This window comes from Actinocrinis sp., from assembly GCF_035605935.1.
Lineage (GTDB): Bacteria > Actinomycetota > Actinomycetes > Streptomycetales > Catenulisporaceae > Actinocrinis.
Map to the genome: position 1 here is coordinate 1 of NZ_DATNGK010000055.1, position 12882 is coordinate 12882.

Below are 12882 nucleotides of genomic sequence, written 5' to 3' on the forward strand. Positions count from 1 at the left end.
GAGGCCGACTTCGCCCTGAAGGCCGGGCGGCTGACGGTCACCCCGAGCAGCATCAGCAAGACGCTGGCCTGGGGCGGCACCGGCACCTCGACGCTCACCGTGAAGAACACCGGCACCGCGCCCGCGACGCTGGACCTCGCCGAGGGCGCGGGCGGCTTCACCATCCAGTCGGGGCCGGCGGCCCCGGTGCAGAAGATCAGCGGCGAGTTCCCGAAGACGGACATGGCCACGGCGGCGAAGCAGGCCAAGGCCCGGGCCGCGGCGGCGGGTAAGAGCACGATCGGGCCGAAGGCCAGTCCGACGGCGGGCGCCGCCTGGCAGCCGATCGCCAACTACCCGACCACCATTCAGGACAACATCTCCGAGTTCTACAACGGCAAGCTCTACTCAGGGTTCGGATACGACGGCGCCAAGGACGTCAGCACCCTCTACGCCTATGACCCGGCCGCCGGCTCGTGGTCGCAGCAGGCCGGTGCGACCGACACCCGCGAAAGCCCGGCGCACGGCTTCATCGGCGGCAAGCTCTACATCACCGGGGGCTGGGGTCCGAGCGGCGACCCGGACGCACTGACCGAGGTGTACGACCCGGCGGCCAACAGCTGGTCCACCGGCCCGGCCTGGTCGGCGCCGCTGGCCGGCTCGGGTAGTGCGGTGCTCGGCGGCAAGTTGTACATCGTCGGCGGCTGCACCACCTCGACCTGCGGCTCGACCAGTGTCTCAGTGCTCGACACCACGAGCGGCGCCTGGTCGAACGCGGCCGCCTATCCGGAGACGACGTCGTGGCTGGCTTGCGGCGCGATCAACGGCAAGGTCTACTGCGCCGGCGGCTCCGACGGCAACAACACCAGTGCGCACACGTACGCCTACGACCCGTCCGCGAATACGTGGACGAAGGTCGCCGACATGCCCACCGGCGTGTGGGGCGCGGCTTACACCGCGGCCAACGGCGACCTGCTGGTCCAGGACGGCGTGGCGGGCGGCGTCCTGACCAACCAGGGTTGGGCGTACGACCCGACCGCGGACGGGTGGACCGCGCTTCCGAACGCGAACGCCGCGGCGTACCGCTTCGGTGGCGCGCTCGGGTTCTACACGGTAGGCGGCGGTCAGGGCGCGCTCAGTGCTCCGCTGAACACCGCGGCCGTGCTGCCGGGCTACGACCAGGGCGGAAGCACTGACGTGCCCTGGCTTTCGCAGTCCGCGACCTCGGTGACCGTCGCCGCGGGCAAGTCCGCGACCATCACCGTGACGCTCAACGCCGCGGACCCGTCGATCGTGCAGCCCGGCACCTACACCGCGGCGCTGACGCTCGGCTCGGACACCCCGTACAAGTTGACCGCGATCCCGGTGACCATGAAGGTCAACCCGCCCGCGACGTGGGGCAAGATCGCCGGAATCGTCCAATACACCAACGCGAGCGGCAAGCTCGTGCCGATCCCCGGCGCGACAGTCCAGATCGACACCTGGGCCACGCACTACACCCTGCACACCGACGCCAACGGCCAATACGCCCTGTGGCTCGACTACCGCAACAACCCGCTCACCGTGATCGCGGCCAAGGACGGCTACCAGCCGCAGGTCGCGACCGTGACGATCAAGAAGGGAGGAACGGTCACCCGCAGCTTCACGCTCTTGATCGACTGATCCTGCCGAAGTTGCTGACGTCATAAGCAGTCGGCCGGTGGCCCCGCTCGCGCGAGCGGGGCCACCGCTTGTTTTGTCCAGCTGTATTGGACAGCCGGTTGTGATTGGCTTGCCGCATGTCTGACTCGCCTTCGTCCGCTGAACTCAATGTCGCGATCATCGGCTACGGCCTGGCCGGCGCGGTTTTCCACGCTCCGCTCGTGGCGGCGCAGCCCCGAATGCGCGTCGCGGCGGTCGTCACCGGTTCGGCGGAACGCGCTGAGCAGGCGCGCGCGGAGCATCCGGGCGTGCGGGTGCTGCCGAACGCCGAGGAACTGTTCGCTGATCCCGGCATCGCGGACCTCGTCGTCGTCGCGGCGCCGAACAGCGCGCACGCTCCGCTTGCGCACAGCGCGCTGCGAGCCGGGCTGCCGGTGGTCATCGACAAGCCGATGACGCCGACCGCTACCCAGGCCGCGGAACTTGTCGCGGCGGCGCGCGGCGGCGGGCTGCTGCTTTCGGTTTTCCAGAACCGGCGCTGGGACGGCGACTTCCTGACCGTGCGCAAGTTGATCGACGAGGGCCGGCTGGGCGAGGTGGCCCGGTTCGAGTCCCGGTTCGAGCGCTGGCGGCCGACGCCCAAGGGCGGCTGGCGGGAGGTCGGCGGGATCGAGGACGCGGCCGGATTGCTCTATGACCTCGGCAGTCACCTGGTGGACCAGGCGCTTCACCTGTTCGGTCCAGCGGTCGTGGTTCACGCGGAGACCGACGTGCGCCGCGCCGGGATCAAGTCGGACGATGACACGTTCGTCGCGCTGCAGCACGACAACGGTGTGCGCTCGCATCTGTGGATGAGCGCGGTGGCCAGCGACCTTGGCCCGCGCTTCCGTGTCCTCGGGTCGCAGGCCGCGTATGTGAAGTACGGCCTCGACGTTCAGGAGGACGCGTTGCGCGGCGGTCAGCGGCCCGGCGATGAGGGCTGGGGTGCGGACGATCCCGAGCGCTTCGGCACGCTGGGAACGCCGGGTGCGACACAGACCATTGAGACAGAACTCGGCGCATACGAGCACTACTACGCGGGCATCGCGGCCGCGTTGCTGGACGGAGCGCCGCCGCCGGTCGACCCTACCGACGCCGTGCGCTCGCTTGAGGTCATCGAGACCGCGCGGCGCCTCGCGCAGACGCGACTCTGACAGCGTTGCTCGGGCACAGACCGGGCGTTGCCGTGCGCAGGGTTACCGCGGGCGGCGGCGTTCCAGCGGTGCGGGCATTCCGGTGACCGGCAGGGCGAGCAGCCCGGTCAACTGCTCCGGCGGGACCGCCCGCGCGAAGTACCAGCCCTGAGCCGAGTCGCAGCCGAGGGCGGCCAGGCGCGCGGCCTGTTCCTGGTCCTCGACTCCTTCCGCGGTCACCGACATGCCGAGGCCGTGAGCCAGCGACACCAATGCGCCCACGATCTGCTCGTCGACGTGTCCATCGGTGCCTCCCGCGCGCAGGCCCGCGGTGAAGGAGGCGTCGATCTTCACGATGTGCGCGGGCAGTTGCCGCAGGTAGGCCAGGTTCGAGTAGCCGGTGCCGAAGTCGTCGATGGCGATACGCACGCCCGCCTTGGCCAGCTCGCGCAGCACATCGAGCGAGCCGTCCTCGGTGCCGACGACGGCGCTCTCGGTGATCTCGAGCTGCAGCTGCTGTGGAGGCAGGCCGGTCGCGTCGAGGATCTTGAACACGTCGGCGACCAGGTGCGGATCGTGGGTCTGACGCACCGCCAGATTCACGTTGACCGCGGGCGGCGCGCCATCGGGACCGACCGGGAGCCAGCTGGCCGCCTCCGCGCAGGCCTTCTCCAGCACCCAGCGACCGAGCTGCACGATGACGCCGGTCTCCTCGGCCAGGCCGATGAACCGGTCCGGCTTGAGCAGGCCGAAGTCCGGGTGCCGCCAGCGCACCAGCGCCTCGACCGCGCAGACCGCGCCGCTCTTGAGGTCCACGATCGGCTGGTAGTCGACCACGAACTCGCCGCGCTCCAACGCCCCGGGCAGCGCCGCGCTGAGCGTGTAGCGGGTGATCTCCGTGGCGCTGCGGTCGGCGTCGAACAGCGCCCAGCGGCCCTTGCCCTCGGCCTTCGCCCAGTACAGCGTGATGTCGGCGGCGCGGACCAGCTCGGTGGGGTGCGCTCCGCCGATCGAGTGCTCGACGACGCCGACGCTCGCCGAGACCGGGATCTCGCGGCCGTCGAAGGAGATGGGGCGGCGCAGTGCGTCCAGGATCTCGTCGGCGGCCTTGGTCGCCGAGGCGGCATCGGCGTGGTCGGCCAGCAGCATCACGAACTCGTCGCCGCCCATCCGTGCCACCAGCCGGCCCGGCCGTTCCGCGCATTCGGCCAGCCGCTGTGCGACCCCGACCAGCAACTGGTCGCCGACGACATGCCCGAGGGTGTCGTTGACCTCTTTGAAGCCGTCCAGGTCGAGGTAGCACAGGGCGACCTTGCACTCCGGGTCGGCGCTGCCGAGCAGTTCCTCGAGGTGCTCGAAGAACAGCGTGCGGTTGGGCAGCCCGGTCAGCGGATCGTGTGTGGCCTGGTGGCGCAGGTGCAGGTGCATCGAGCGGCGCTCGGTGATGTCCTCGAACAGGCCGAGCAGGAAGCGGCGGCGGCCGATCTCGTCGCGGATGACGGTCGCGCGCAGGTGGGTCCACAGCGGGGTGCCGTCCGCACGCGAGAACTCCTTGTCCACCGCGTAGAAGTCACGCTCGCCGCGCAGCACCTCGGAGAGCGCGGCCCACAGTTCCGGCGGGTCGGTGGGCTCGGCGATCTCGCGGATGTGCCGTCCCCGGTAGCTCTCCGGGTTACGCCCGAGCATGGTGGCGAGGGTCTGGTTGACCTCGACGACCAGTCCGTTGAGGTCGGCGAGGCCGATGCCGATGGGGGCGGAGGAGAAGACGGCGCGGAACCTGGCCTCGCTCTCGTCACGGGCGGCGAAGGCGGCGCTGCGGATGGCCTCCTGCTGATTGAGTGTCAGCTCGCGCAGCGCGGTGGAGTATCCGGCCGCGATGCCGCCCTGCAACGCGCCGAGCTCGGCCGGGCCGCCGCCGAGCCGCGAGCCGTGCTGAGCGAATACGGAGAGGGTGGCGGCGAGCGAGGCAGGGTCGGTGTAGTGCCCGGCGACCAGCGCGGATCCGATGGCCCTGCCCATGGTGACCGGGTCCCGGTCGCCGCTCAGCGCGGCCGCGGCCTGCCGGGTGTAGTCGAACAGCAGCGCGTCGGCTTCGGCGGGAGTGTACGTGACGTAGCTCGTGTCGGCGATGGCGCGCGTCCAGGCGCGGGCAACCGACTCCACCGCCTCGGCCGGGCTCAAGGCAGCCGCTCCGCGGTCAACCCCGCCCGATGCGACACACCGTGCGGCGTACTGGGTGCGCCCGGAAGGCGACGCTGTGCGACGGTGCTGCGGCGGCCGGGCTTGCCGGCGCACATCCGGGCGGCGACGCAGCCCTCCGAATGCACGTCTCCGGGGGTCAAAATCGCTCGTGCCATGGCTTGCCAACCCTCCGCCGCGTGCGCGATCACCTTATGCGTTAATGGCGGCGTCGCGAAAGAGCGCCGCGCGGTGAGCTAGAGCGGCCGGGTGACGGATGGGACCAAATCGCATCAACCCAGCGCACCGGCCGGTTCGGGGTCATCGACCTCTCCCTCCTCGGCACTCCACCGCGGACCGGCCGCACGCTCGACGCGGACCGCTTCCATCAGATTGTGTTCCATCCCAGTCTCTTCCCCTTCATAGTGTCCAACGTCACATCGCTCGACGAAGTGCCAGGCCGCAGATCCCTGCACTGATCGACCGGAGAAGAACCGCAAGAGCAGGTCGGCAAGGGCGTCGGGGACTTCCAAGTGGACTGCGTGGTCCGCGTTGCGCAGCAGGGTGAAGCGGGCGTCGGTGCAGTACCGGCCGAGCGCGCGGCATTGCCGCGGTGTGGTGAAGTCGTCGTGTTCTCCGGTTCCGAGCAGCACGGGGGCGGTCACCAGCGGATATCCGCCATGCAACTCATGCTTGAGCAGCCGCAGCGTGTTCTCGATGAATTTGGCGGCGTCCTCGGCGCTGATGCCGCCGAAGATGCCGGTCAGAATGCGGCGCACGGCCGGGCCTCGGATGATGCGCGCGGCGGGATCGGCGTTGGTCAGCAGCGAGACGCAATAATGCGCGAACTCCTCGATCCGGTCGGCGCGCAGCAGCGCGATGGTGCGCAGCAGACGGGAACGCAGCGGTTCCTCGATCGCCGCGCCGGTGCCCATCAGCGCGAGGCTGTGCACCAGTTCGGGGTACTGCTGGGCAAGCCGGAACGCGATCGCGCCGCCGTAGGAGCCGCCGAACACGTGCGCCCGCGTGTGCCCGGCCTGTTCGAGCACATGGTGCAGCGCCTCGGCGAGGAACGCGGTCGAATACCGCGCCGGCAGCAGATCCGCGTCTCCCCAGCCGGGCAGGTCCACGGTGACCACCGAGGCCGATCGGGCCAGCAGAGTCTCGAGTCTGCCCCACGCGCCCTTTTGCTGGAACGCGCCGCCGACCAGCACGATCGGCGGCAACTCGGGCTCGGGGTTCACCAGGGTCCGGCAGTCGTAGCCGTACCCGCGGTACTGCGCGACGGTGATCTCGACGCGGCTCATCGCGAGGCCTCGGCGGGGTTCATCAGGACACTCCTTCGCGCGGGCACGCGTCGCCGGGACCGAGCGTTACGGCTCGGCCCGGCACGACGCGGGTCGGGGATCGGGTCGGCCCGTGCAACGACCGGCCGCGCGGGCGGTGCCGGATCCTTCGCCCAAACGGAAAGAGGTTTATGCCGATGGTCTAGCGCGCCTCGTCTCTTCCGGTGACTTGCCGGAAAAGCCGCGTCATCGAAGGGCTGGATGACGCTCGCGCGGCGCGCTCAGGCTGTGTTCTGCCGATCTCGGGCGGTGGCTACTCCAGGCCGGGGTCGGCGGCGCGGATCAGCTGGCGCAATCCGCCGTAGAAGACCTCGTGGTCGATGACGCCCTTGAGGATGGCCTCGGGATGTCCGGTGACCGCCGGGAACTGTTCCGATGGAAGGGCACTGATAGCGGTCTTGGTGCGCTGCACCACCGCGTCGGGCGTCGCGTGGTCGGTGAAGCAGGCGCAGCCGAGGGTGAACAGGTACATCCGCCGGTAAGCGCGCACCATCTGATCGGGCGTCATCCCCGCGGCGAGGTTGGCGGCGAGCTGCGGTTCGATCAGCCGCTGCATCACCTTCGGCCCGAGCCAGGGTCCGCCGCGACGCATCGCGACGATGCCCGGATGAGCGACGATGAGTTCGTAGAGGGCGGTGAACCGCGCTTCGGTCGCGTCGGCCCACGTGGCGTCGAGGGGCAATTGCGGAATCGTTCCGACAACATAGTCGAGAACACAGCCGTCCAGCGGCACCTTGTACTCGGCGAGCCGGCGGTACACGGTCATGTGCGCGACGCCGAGTTCCTTGCCCAGCCTGCGGAAATTCAGCGCGTCGGCGCCTTCTGAGTCGATGATGCGAAGAGCCGCCCTCGCGATCACGTCGAGCGAGAGCGAATCTTCGCCGAGAGATGGACGAGCCATGGGATACAGCGTAACTTACGGTGTATCAGCTCGGAAGGAGCCGACCAGGCCGGATGGTGGCAATCAGGGCTCGCGGGTTTCGCGCCCCCCGGCTCGCGGCTCCGCGCCCGCTGCGAGGATCGCGCCAGGAATCGAGTGGTCGAAGATGAATGTCGGTGGCGGGGCCAATGCGGGTTCGTTCACGGGCGCTCCTCCCATCGGCCCGGCGGACGTCAAGGCCGCGGCCGGGCGCATCGGCACAAGGGTCCGGCCGGTAACCCTGGTGGCCGCGGACACGAAGCCCTTCGATGAGTCGAGTGTGTACCTGGCCTGCGAGACGACTCAGGTGACCGGTAGTTTCGAGGCGCGCGGCGCGGCGAATCTGGCGCTCTATCACCTGGAGCACGGCGCGCTTCCCGACGCGGGCACGGTCACCGCGGTCTGCGGCAACGGCAATGCGGCGCTGGCCTGCGCATGGGCGGCGCGCGAGACCGGCGGCCGCGTGACGGTCTTCGCCACCGACGAGCCCGATCCGCAGCTCTCGGATCTGGCCGCGCATCGGGACCGCCCGGCCAGGGCCCGGCTGATGCGGCGGCTGATGGAGTTCGGGGCCGAGGTACACAGCGTCGAGGGCGACAGTGAGCAGGCGGCGCGGGCGGCCGCGGATCACGCTCAGCGGATCGGCGGACTCTTCTCGCATCCGTCGGACAATCCGCTCATCGCCATGGGAGCGGGCACCTTGGCCGCCGAGATCAATGATCTGATAGGCGCGGAGATCGACACCATCGTGTTACCGGTCGGCGGCGGACTGCTGGCGGGCACCTGCGCGGCGCTCGAACACACCGGGATCCGCGTCGTGCCGGTCGAGCCGCAGCGCAGCAGGACGCTGAGCGCCGCGCTTGAGGCCGGGTTCCCGATCGACGCACCGGGCGCCGAGGGAGCGACGACTCTGGCGGCGGACTCGCTCGGCGCCCACCGCGTCTCGCAGCTGACCCTGGACCTGGCGCGCTCGGCAGGCTGCGTCCCGGTGCAGGTCACCGACGAGGAGATCGCCCGCGCCCGGCACGCATTGTGGGATCAGCGCCGGATTGCGTCCGAGTACGGCGCGGCGGCCGCGTTCGCGGCGATCCAGTCGGGCGCATACGTGCCGGACGTGTACGAGCGCGTCGTGGTCGTCATCGGTGGCGCGAACACGGACCCGGCGACGCTGGAATCCTGACCCGCGTTTGCTGTCTGTGCCGGTTACCCGCACCCACCCGCGGCCGCCTGCGCTTCGGCCTGCGCTTCCCATACGGCGGCGTCGTCGGGATGCGGCCAGCGGGGCGAACCGCCGCGCCCGGCGATCAGGGTCTCGCTGATCTCACGCAACTGCTGAACCTGTTGCGGAGTCAACTGGTCGAACAGCGAGTTGCGCACGGCCTCGACGTGTCCGGGAGCCGCCCGCTTGAGCATCTCGAAGCCGGAGTCGGTCAGCACGGCGTAGACCACGCGGCGGTCGCCGGTGCACTTCTCCCGGCGCACCCATCCGGCCGCGACCAGCCGGTTGACCGCATGGGTGAGCCTGCTTTGCGAAGCGTGGTTGATCGAGGCGAGGTCGCTCATCCGCATCCGCCGGCCCGGCGAGTCGGAGAGCGCGGCGAGCACCATGTAGTACGTGTGCGGCATGCCGGCGTCGCGCTGGAGCTGCCGGTCGAGGTCCTCGTCGAGCAGGTTGATCGCGGCCAGCAGTGCGAGCCAGGTGCGCTGCTCTTCAGCGGTCAGCCAGCGCGGCTGGGGGGTGCCCGTCTCCGGCGTGCCCGTTGCCCCGGTCATGTGAACCATCCTAACGGTCGCCCGCCACGGTAGAGTCGCCGTCAAGCAGGGGGAACGCGTGAAGGAGCGCGAGATGACACCTGACGGTGCGGCCATTGACTACGACCGGATCGAGGCGGAGCGCGAGCGCATCCGAACGACGTATCTGCGCGAGCAGCGCCCGCGCAGCAGCGCACGGGGCGTGCACCATGTGGCGCTGCTGTGCTCGGACGTGGAGCGCACCGTGCGCTTCTACCAGGAACTGCTGGAGTTCCCGCTCACCGAGATCTTCGAGAACCGCGACTACCGGGGTTCGAACCACTTCTTCTTCGACATCGGCAACGGCAATCTGCTGGCCTTCTTCGACCTGCCCGGCCTCAACCTCGGCGCGTACGCCGAGGTGTTGGGCGGACTGCACCATCTGGCGATCTCGGTGGAGCCGGAGCGCTGGGAGCGGCTGCGCGGAAAGCTGGCCGAGGCAGGGGTGCCGTGCCAGGTCGAAAGCGGCGTCTCGCTCTATTTCCGCGACCCGGACGGCGCACGGATCGAGTTGCTGGCAGATCCGCTCGGCGAGATGTACGGCAACAAGGTGCTGTGACGCGACCGCCGGTCGCGCCGGTTATTCGGACTTGGCCACCGCGCCGACCGCCTTGAGCGAGAGCACGCCGCTCAGCTCTATCTCGCCGGGCGCGGCCTCGATGAGCTTGTCGGAGTCCACGTCGATGATCGGTTCGACGTGCGCCGTGCACGCGCTGCACCGCCGGGCCATCGCCGGGATCTGGGTCAGGCATTCGGGGCAGGTCCGCTTGGCCTTGGCCAGGTCGTGGTGCGGGTTCAGCTCCTCGCTGATCTTGTTGACCGGCAGCACCACGAGGAAGTAGATGGCGGCTGCGGTCAGCGAGAACGCGATGAGCGCGTTGATGAAGGCGCCGTAGGTGAAGGTGCTCCTGCCCAGGTGGAACGCCATGTTGCCGTAGTTGCCCACGTTGCTGGTCGCCCAGTCCACCAGGGGCGAGAGGAACGCCGAGACGAACGCCGCCACCAGCGTGCTGAAGGCCGCGCCGATGACGACACCCACGGCCAGCCCGATCACGTTGCCCCGGATGACGAACTTGAAGAAACCGTTCATTTCCCACCCCAAGGTTGCGCGCGAAACCCACAATCCGCGCGATGCAGTGGGCAGATTGACGTATCGCAGGGCACGTTGTCCAGCCCTCGTGTTCCCGCACCTGATAACGATGCGGGAACACGAGGCGGACAACCCAGCGCTGGATCCTGACGTCGCGTCAGGATCATCTCAGGCCGCAGATCGCAGCGCCTTGAGAAGCCATTCCATCGACTCGAACGAGGGAGCGCCCTGCGACGCCAGGTCGGGCTTGCCCGCGACGGCGGCGACCAGTTCCCAGAACCGGTTGACCCGCCGGTCGAGGTTGGCCTCCATGCTCTCGACCAGTTCCTTGCGCCCGGCTTCGAGGTCGTGCACGCCGACCACCTCGCCCCACGCGGCGATGATCGCCTCGATGCGGACGCGCCCCTCGGCTGAGACCGGGTCGACGCCCTCGGCGTAGGCTTTCTGCGCCTCGGGCGCCAGGACCGTGGCGAACGCGGTCTGCACCAGGTTCCACTTCTCGTCGGAGAGCCGCTGACGCTTCTGCGCGCCGTGCTCGGCCATCTGTCGGCAGCGGGCGACGAAGTCCTCGTCCTGGATCAGCGAGACCAGTTCCACCCAGGCCTCGACCTGTTCGGCGGTCGGTTCCTCGGGCAGGTCGGGGAAGGCGGCGCGCATCATCCGCTCGAACGCGCCGCGCCCGGAGTCCTGCTCGTCCAGGCCGCCGAAGACCTTGTCGAGGTAGCCGTCGAGGATGCGCTTGCGCTCGGCGGCGTCCAGCTTGGCCAGTCGGTGCATCTCTTCCATCTCCATCCAGTCGGATCCGCGGACCGCGACCGCACGCAGCACCGCCTGCCGGAGCCTGAGCACCTTCACCGTGGCGTCGAGGGCGTCCGCATGAGCGCGGGCCACCTCGGCGACGCTTACCTCCTTCGCCAATACGCGGGCGATGGTCGGCAGGTCGATGTCCAGGTCGCGCAGGGTGCGCACGAGGTCGAGGCGGGCGGCCGCCTCGAGGTCGTAGAGCCGGTAGCCGGACGTGCTGCGCCCGGCGGGCTCGACGATCGCGGCGCCGGCGATGCGGGTGTCCGAGTAGAACCGGATGGTGCGCACGGGCACCCCGGTCAGCTGGGACAACTGCCCGATCGTCAGCAATCGCTGCGTGCTGCGGTCTTCCATGTCTCTACGGTTCCGGTTCCAGCTACTGGAGACTCAAGCCCGTTTTCGCGCTGCTGCCACGTGACGCCGGTCACAGCCGTCGCGGTATGGCCGTCCCACCGGATCGCGGTGCGACGGCCCTCCCGCTCTGTGACGCTTGCGGCCGTGCGCGAATCAGGGCACGAGCACGATCTTGCCACGCAGGTGACGCGCCTCGCTCTCCCGATGCGCATCGGCCGCGCGGTCGAGCGGGTATTCCTTCCAGACGAAGACGCGCAGCTCGCCGGCGGCGGCCAGGGTCACGAGCTCGGCAAGCCGCGAGCCGGACCGCCGAGTACCCAACGCCTTGACGCCGAGCCGGGTGGCCGCGGCCTGGTCGACGATCGTGCCGACCCGCTCGGGGTCGCCGACGATCTCCAGCGAGGCTTCGAGCGATTCGCCGCCCGCCGCGTCGAGCGCGGCGTCCACGGCCCCGGACGCGGCGGCGCGCACTCGGTCGATCATGCCGGGGCCGTAGGTCACCGGGATCACGCCGAGTTCGCGCAGGAAGTCGTGGTTCGCTTCGCGCGCCGTCCCGATCACGCGCACGCCGCGTGCGACGGCGATCTGAACCGCCATCAGGCCGACGCCGCCGGCCGCCGCGTTGACCAGAATCGTCTCGCCAGGTTTGACCGCGAGGTCTTCAAGTACCGTCGAGGCGGTCTGGCCGGAGGCGGAGAGCGCGCCGGCCTCGCTCCAGGTCAGCGCGCCGGGCTTGACGGCGAGCAGCTTGGCGGAGGCGACGATCGTGTCCGCGTACGCGCCGTTCGCCGGTCCCAGGACTTCGTCACCGACATTGAACTGGGTGACCTCGGGACCGATCGCGTCGATGACCCCGGCGGCTTCGTTGCCGAGCCGTCCGGGGAAGGTCACCGGCGCCCAGCTCTGCCAGGCGCCGCTGCGCAGCTTGGTGTCGGCGGGCTGGACGCCCGCGGCGCGCACCTTGATGCGCACTTGGCCGGGGCCCGGCTCGGGGTCGGGCAGTTCGGCGATGTGCAGTACTTCCGGTCCGCCGTACTCGTCGTAGACGATCGCTCGTGCCATGGATGAGTGCCCTTCCTCTGCCGCGCACTGGTGCCTTCACCAGTGTCGTGCCCGCTGCACCTGGCAGCATCTCATCCTTTGGTCTCACTGATCGTTTCAGGAGGTGCCGAGCTGCGCACAGCCTCCGCGGCGTGCGCACGACCCTGGCCTGGCGTCGTTCAGTCTTTGATTTCGCAGAGGGTGGCTCCGGCGGTGACGGTCGCGCCGATCTGCGCGGTCAGCGAGACCACGGTGCCGGCCTTGTGCGCGGAAAGCGGCTGCTCCATCTTCATCGCCTCCAGCACCACGATCAGATCCCCGGCCGCGACCACCTGTCCCTCGCTGACCGCGACCTTCACGATGGTGCCCTGCATCGGGGAGGTCAACGCGTCCCCGCTCACCGCCACCACCGCCCGCCCCGCACCAGAGCGCCGCGGCGGGGCCGCCCGCCGCGCCCCCGCGGCGCTCGTGGCCGGGGCCAGGTTGGCGGGCAGCACCACCTCCAGGCGCCGCCCACCGACCTCCACCGTCACGCTCTGACGCTCCTCGCTCTCACCAGCTTCGGCC

The 12882-nt window shown here is 69.8% G+C and carries 12 protein-coding genes; 4 read left to right on the top strand and 8 right to left on the bottom strand.

Annotated elements, in window-relative coordinates; translation table 11 throughout:
* Both VN779_RS04500 and VN779_RS04505 read left to right on the top strand, forming a co-directional pair.
* The coding region (locus VN779_RS04500) for a Kelch repeat-containing protein (RefSeq protein ID WP_325720411.1) at window positions 1–1641 on the top strand (1641 nt) is incomplete at its 5' end.
* A gap of 116 nt (window positions 1642–1757) precedes the next feature.
* Window positions 1758–2813 carry a Gfo/Idh/MocA family oxidoreductase gene (locus VN779_RS04505; protein ID WP_325720412.1) on the top strand — a complete coding sequence of 352 codons (1056 nt, stop codon included), beginning with the start codon at window positions 1758–1760 and terminating at the stop codon, window positions 2811–2813.
* 42 nt (window positions 2814–2855) lie between these two features.
* Here the strand turns inward: VN779_RS04505 and VN779_RS04510 are convergent, their stop codons facing one another.
* The 3 genes from VN779_RS04510 to VN779_RS04520 all read right to left on the bottom strand — a co-directional run bounded on the left by VN779_RS04510 (window position 2856) and on the right by VN779_RS04520 (window position 7217).
* The gene (locus VN779_RS04510) at window positions 2856–4973 is read right to left on the bottom strand and encodes a bifunctional diguanylate cyclase/phosphodiesterase (protein WP_325720414.1); all 2118 of its coding nucleotides are present in this window, start codon (window positions 4971–4973) and stop codon (window positions 2856–2858) included.
* A 290-nt stretch (window positions 4974–5263) separates the two neighbouring features.
* A complete protein-coding gene (locus VN779_RS04515) occupies window positions 5264–6277 on the bottom strand; it encodes an alpha/beta hydrolase (protein WP_325720416.1) in 1014 nt (337 codons plus the stop codon).
* A gap of 292 nt (window positions 6278–6569) precedes the next feature.
* Window positions 6570–7217 (bottom strand): TetR/AcrR family transcriptional regulator C-terminal domain-containing protein, encoded by a 648-nt coding sequence (locus VN779_RS04520; RefSeq protein ID WP_325720418.1) that lies wholly within the window; start codon window positions 7215–7217, stop codon window positions 6570–6572.
* 145 nt (window positions 7218–7362) lie between these two features.
* On the opposite strand from VN779_RS04520, the gene VN779_RS04525 reads away from it, so the two are divergent.
* Window positions 7363–8415, top strand: coding sequence for a pyridoxal-phosphate dependent enzyme (locus VN779_RS04525; RefSeq protein WP_325720420.1), 1053 nt, complete (start codon window positions 7363–7365; stop codon window positions 8413–8415).
* A gap of 23 nt (window positions 8416–8438) precedes the next feature.
* Here VN779_RS04525 and VN779_RS04530 read toward each other — a convergent pair whose 3' ends face one another.
* Window positions 8439–9008 (bottom strand): MarR family transcriptional regulator, encoded by a 570-nt coding sequence (locus VN779_RS04530; protein ID WP_325720422.1) that lies wholly within the window; start codon window positions 9006–9008, stop codon window positions 8439–8441.
* A gap of 73 nt (window positions 9009–9081) precedes the next feature.
* Between VN779_RS04530 and VN779_RS04535 the strand changes: the two genes are divergently transcribed.
* The gene (locus tag VN779_RS04535) at window positions 9082–9585 is read left to right on the top strand and encodes a VOC family protein (protein ID WP_325720424.1); all 504 of its coding nucleotides are present in this window, start codon (window positions 9082–9084) and stop codon (window positions 9583–9585) included.
* A gap of 21 nt (window positions 9586–9606) precedes the next feature.
* Here VN779_RS04535 and VN779_RS04540 read toward each other — a convergent pair whose 3' ends face one another.
* The 4 genes from VN779_RS04540 to VN779_RS04555 all read right to left on the bottom strand — a co-directional run.
* Window positions 9607–10116, bottom strand: coding sequence for an MscL family protein (locus VN779_RS04540; RefSeq protein ID WP_325720426.1), 510 nt, complete (start codon window positions 10114–10116; stop codon window positions 9607–9609).
* A gap of 168 nt (window positions 10117–10284) precedes the next feature.
* A complete protein-coding gene (locus VN779_RS04545) occupies window positions 10285–11274 on the bottom strand; it encodes a MerR family transcriptional regulator (RefSeq protein WP_325720427.1) in 990 nt (329 codons plus the stop codon).
* Between the two features lie 153 nt (window positions 11275–11427).
* On the bottom strand, window positions 11428–12336 hold the full coding sequence (locus tag VN779_RS04550; RefSeq protein ID WP_325720429.1) for an NADP-dependent oxidoreductase: 909 nt from the start codon (window positions 12334–12336) through the stop codon (window positions 11428–11430).
* Window positions 12337–12494: 158 nt separating this feature from the next.
* A partial coding sequence (locus VN779_RS04555) for a biotin/lipoyl-containing protein (protein WP_325720430.1) occupies window positions 12495–12882 on the bottom strand: 388 nt, incomplete at its 5' end.

Coding starts and splice junctions, on each gene's coding strand:
- VN779_RS04505 (WP_325720412.1), top strand. CDS start 1,758: ATGTCTGACTCGCCTTCGTCCGCTGAACTCAATGTCGCGATCATCGGC.
- VN779_RS04540 (WP_325720426.1), bottom strand. CDS start 10,116: ATGAACGGTTTCTTCAAGTTCGTCATCCGGGGCAACGTGATCGGGCTG.
- VN779_RS04530 (WP_325720422.1), bottom strand. CDS start 9,008: ATGACCGGGGCAACGGGCACGCCGGAGACGGGCACCCCCCAGCCGCGC.
- VN779_RS04545 (WP_325720427.1), bottom strand. CDS start 11,274: ATGGAAGACCGCAGCACGCAGCGATTGCTGACGATCGGGCAGTTGTCC.
- VN779_RS04535 (WP_325720424.1), top strand. CDS start 9,082: ATGACACCTGACGGTGCGGCCATTGACTACGACCGGATCGAGGCGGAG.
- VN779_RS04550 (WP_325720429.1), bottom strand. CDS start 12,336: ATGGCACGAGCGATCGTCTACGACGAGTACGGCGGACCGGAAGTACTG.
- VN779_RS04515 (WP_325720416.1), bottom strand. CDS start 6,277: ATGAGCCGCGTCGAGATCACCGTCGCGCAGTACCGCGGGTACGGCTAC.
- VN779_RS04525 (WP_325720420.1), top strand. CDS start 7,363: ATGAATGTCGGTGGCGGGGCCAATGCGGGTTCGTTCACGGGCGCTCCT.
- VN779_RS04520 (WP_325720418.1), bottom strand. CDS start 7,217: ATGGCTCGTCCATCTCTCGGCGAAGATTCGCTCTCGCTCGACGTGATC.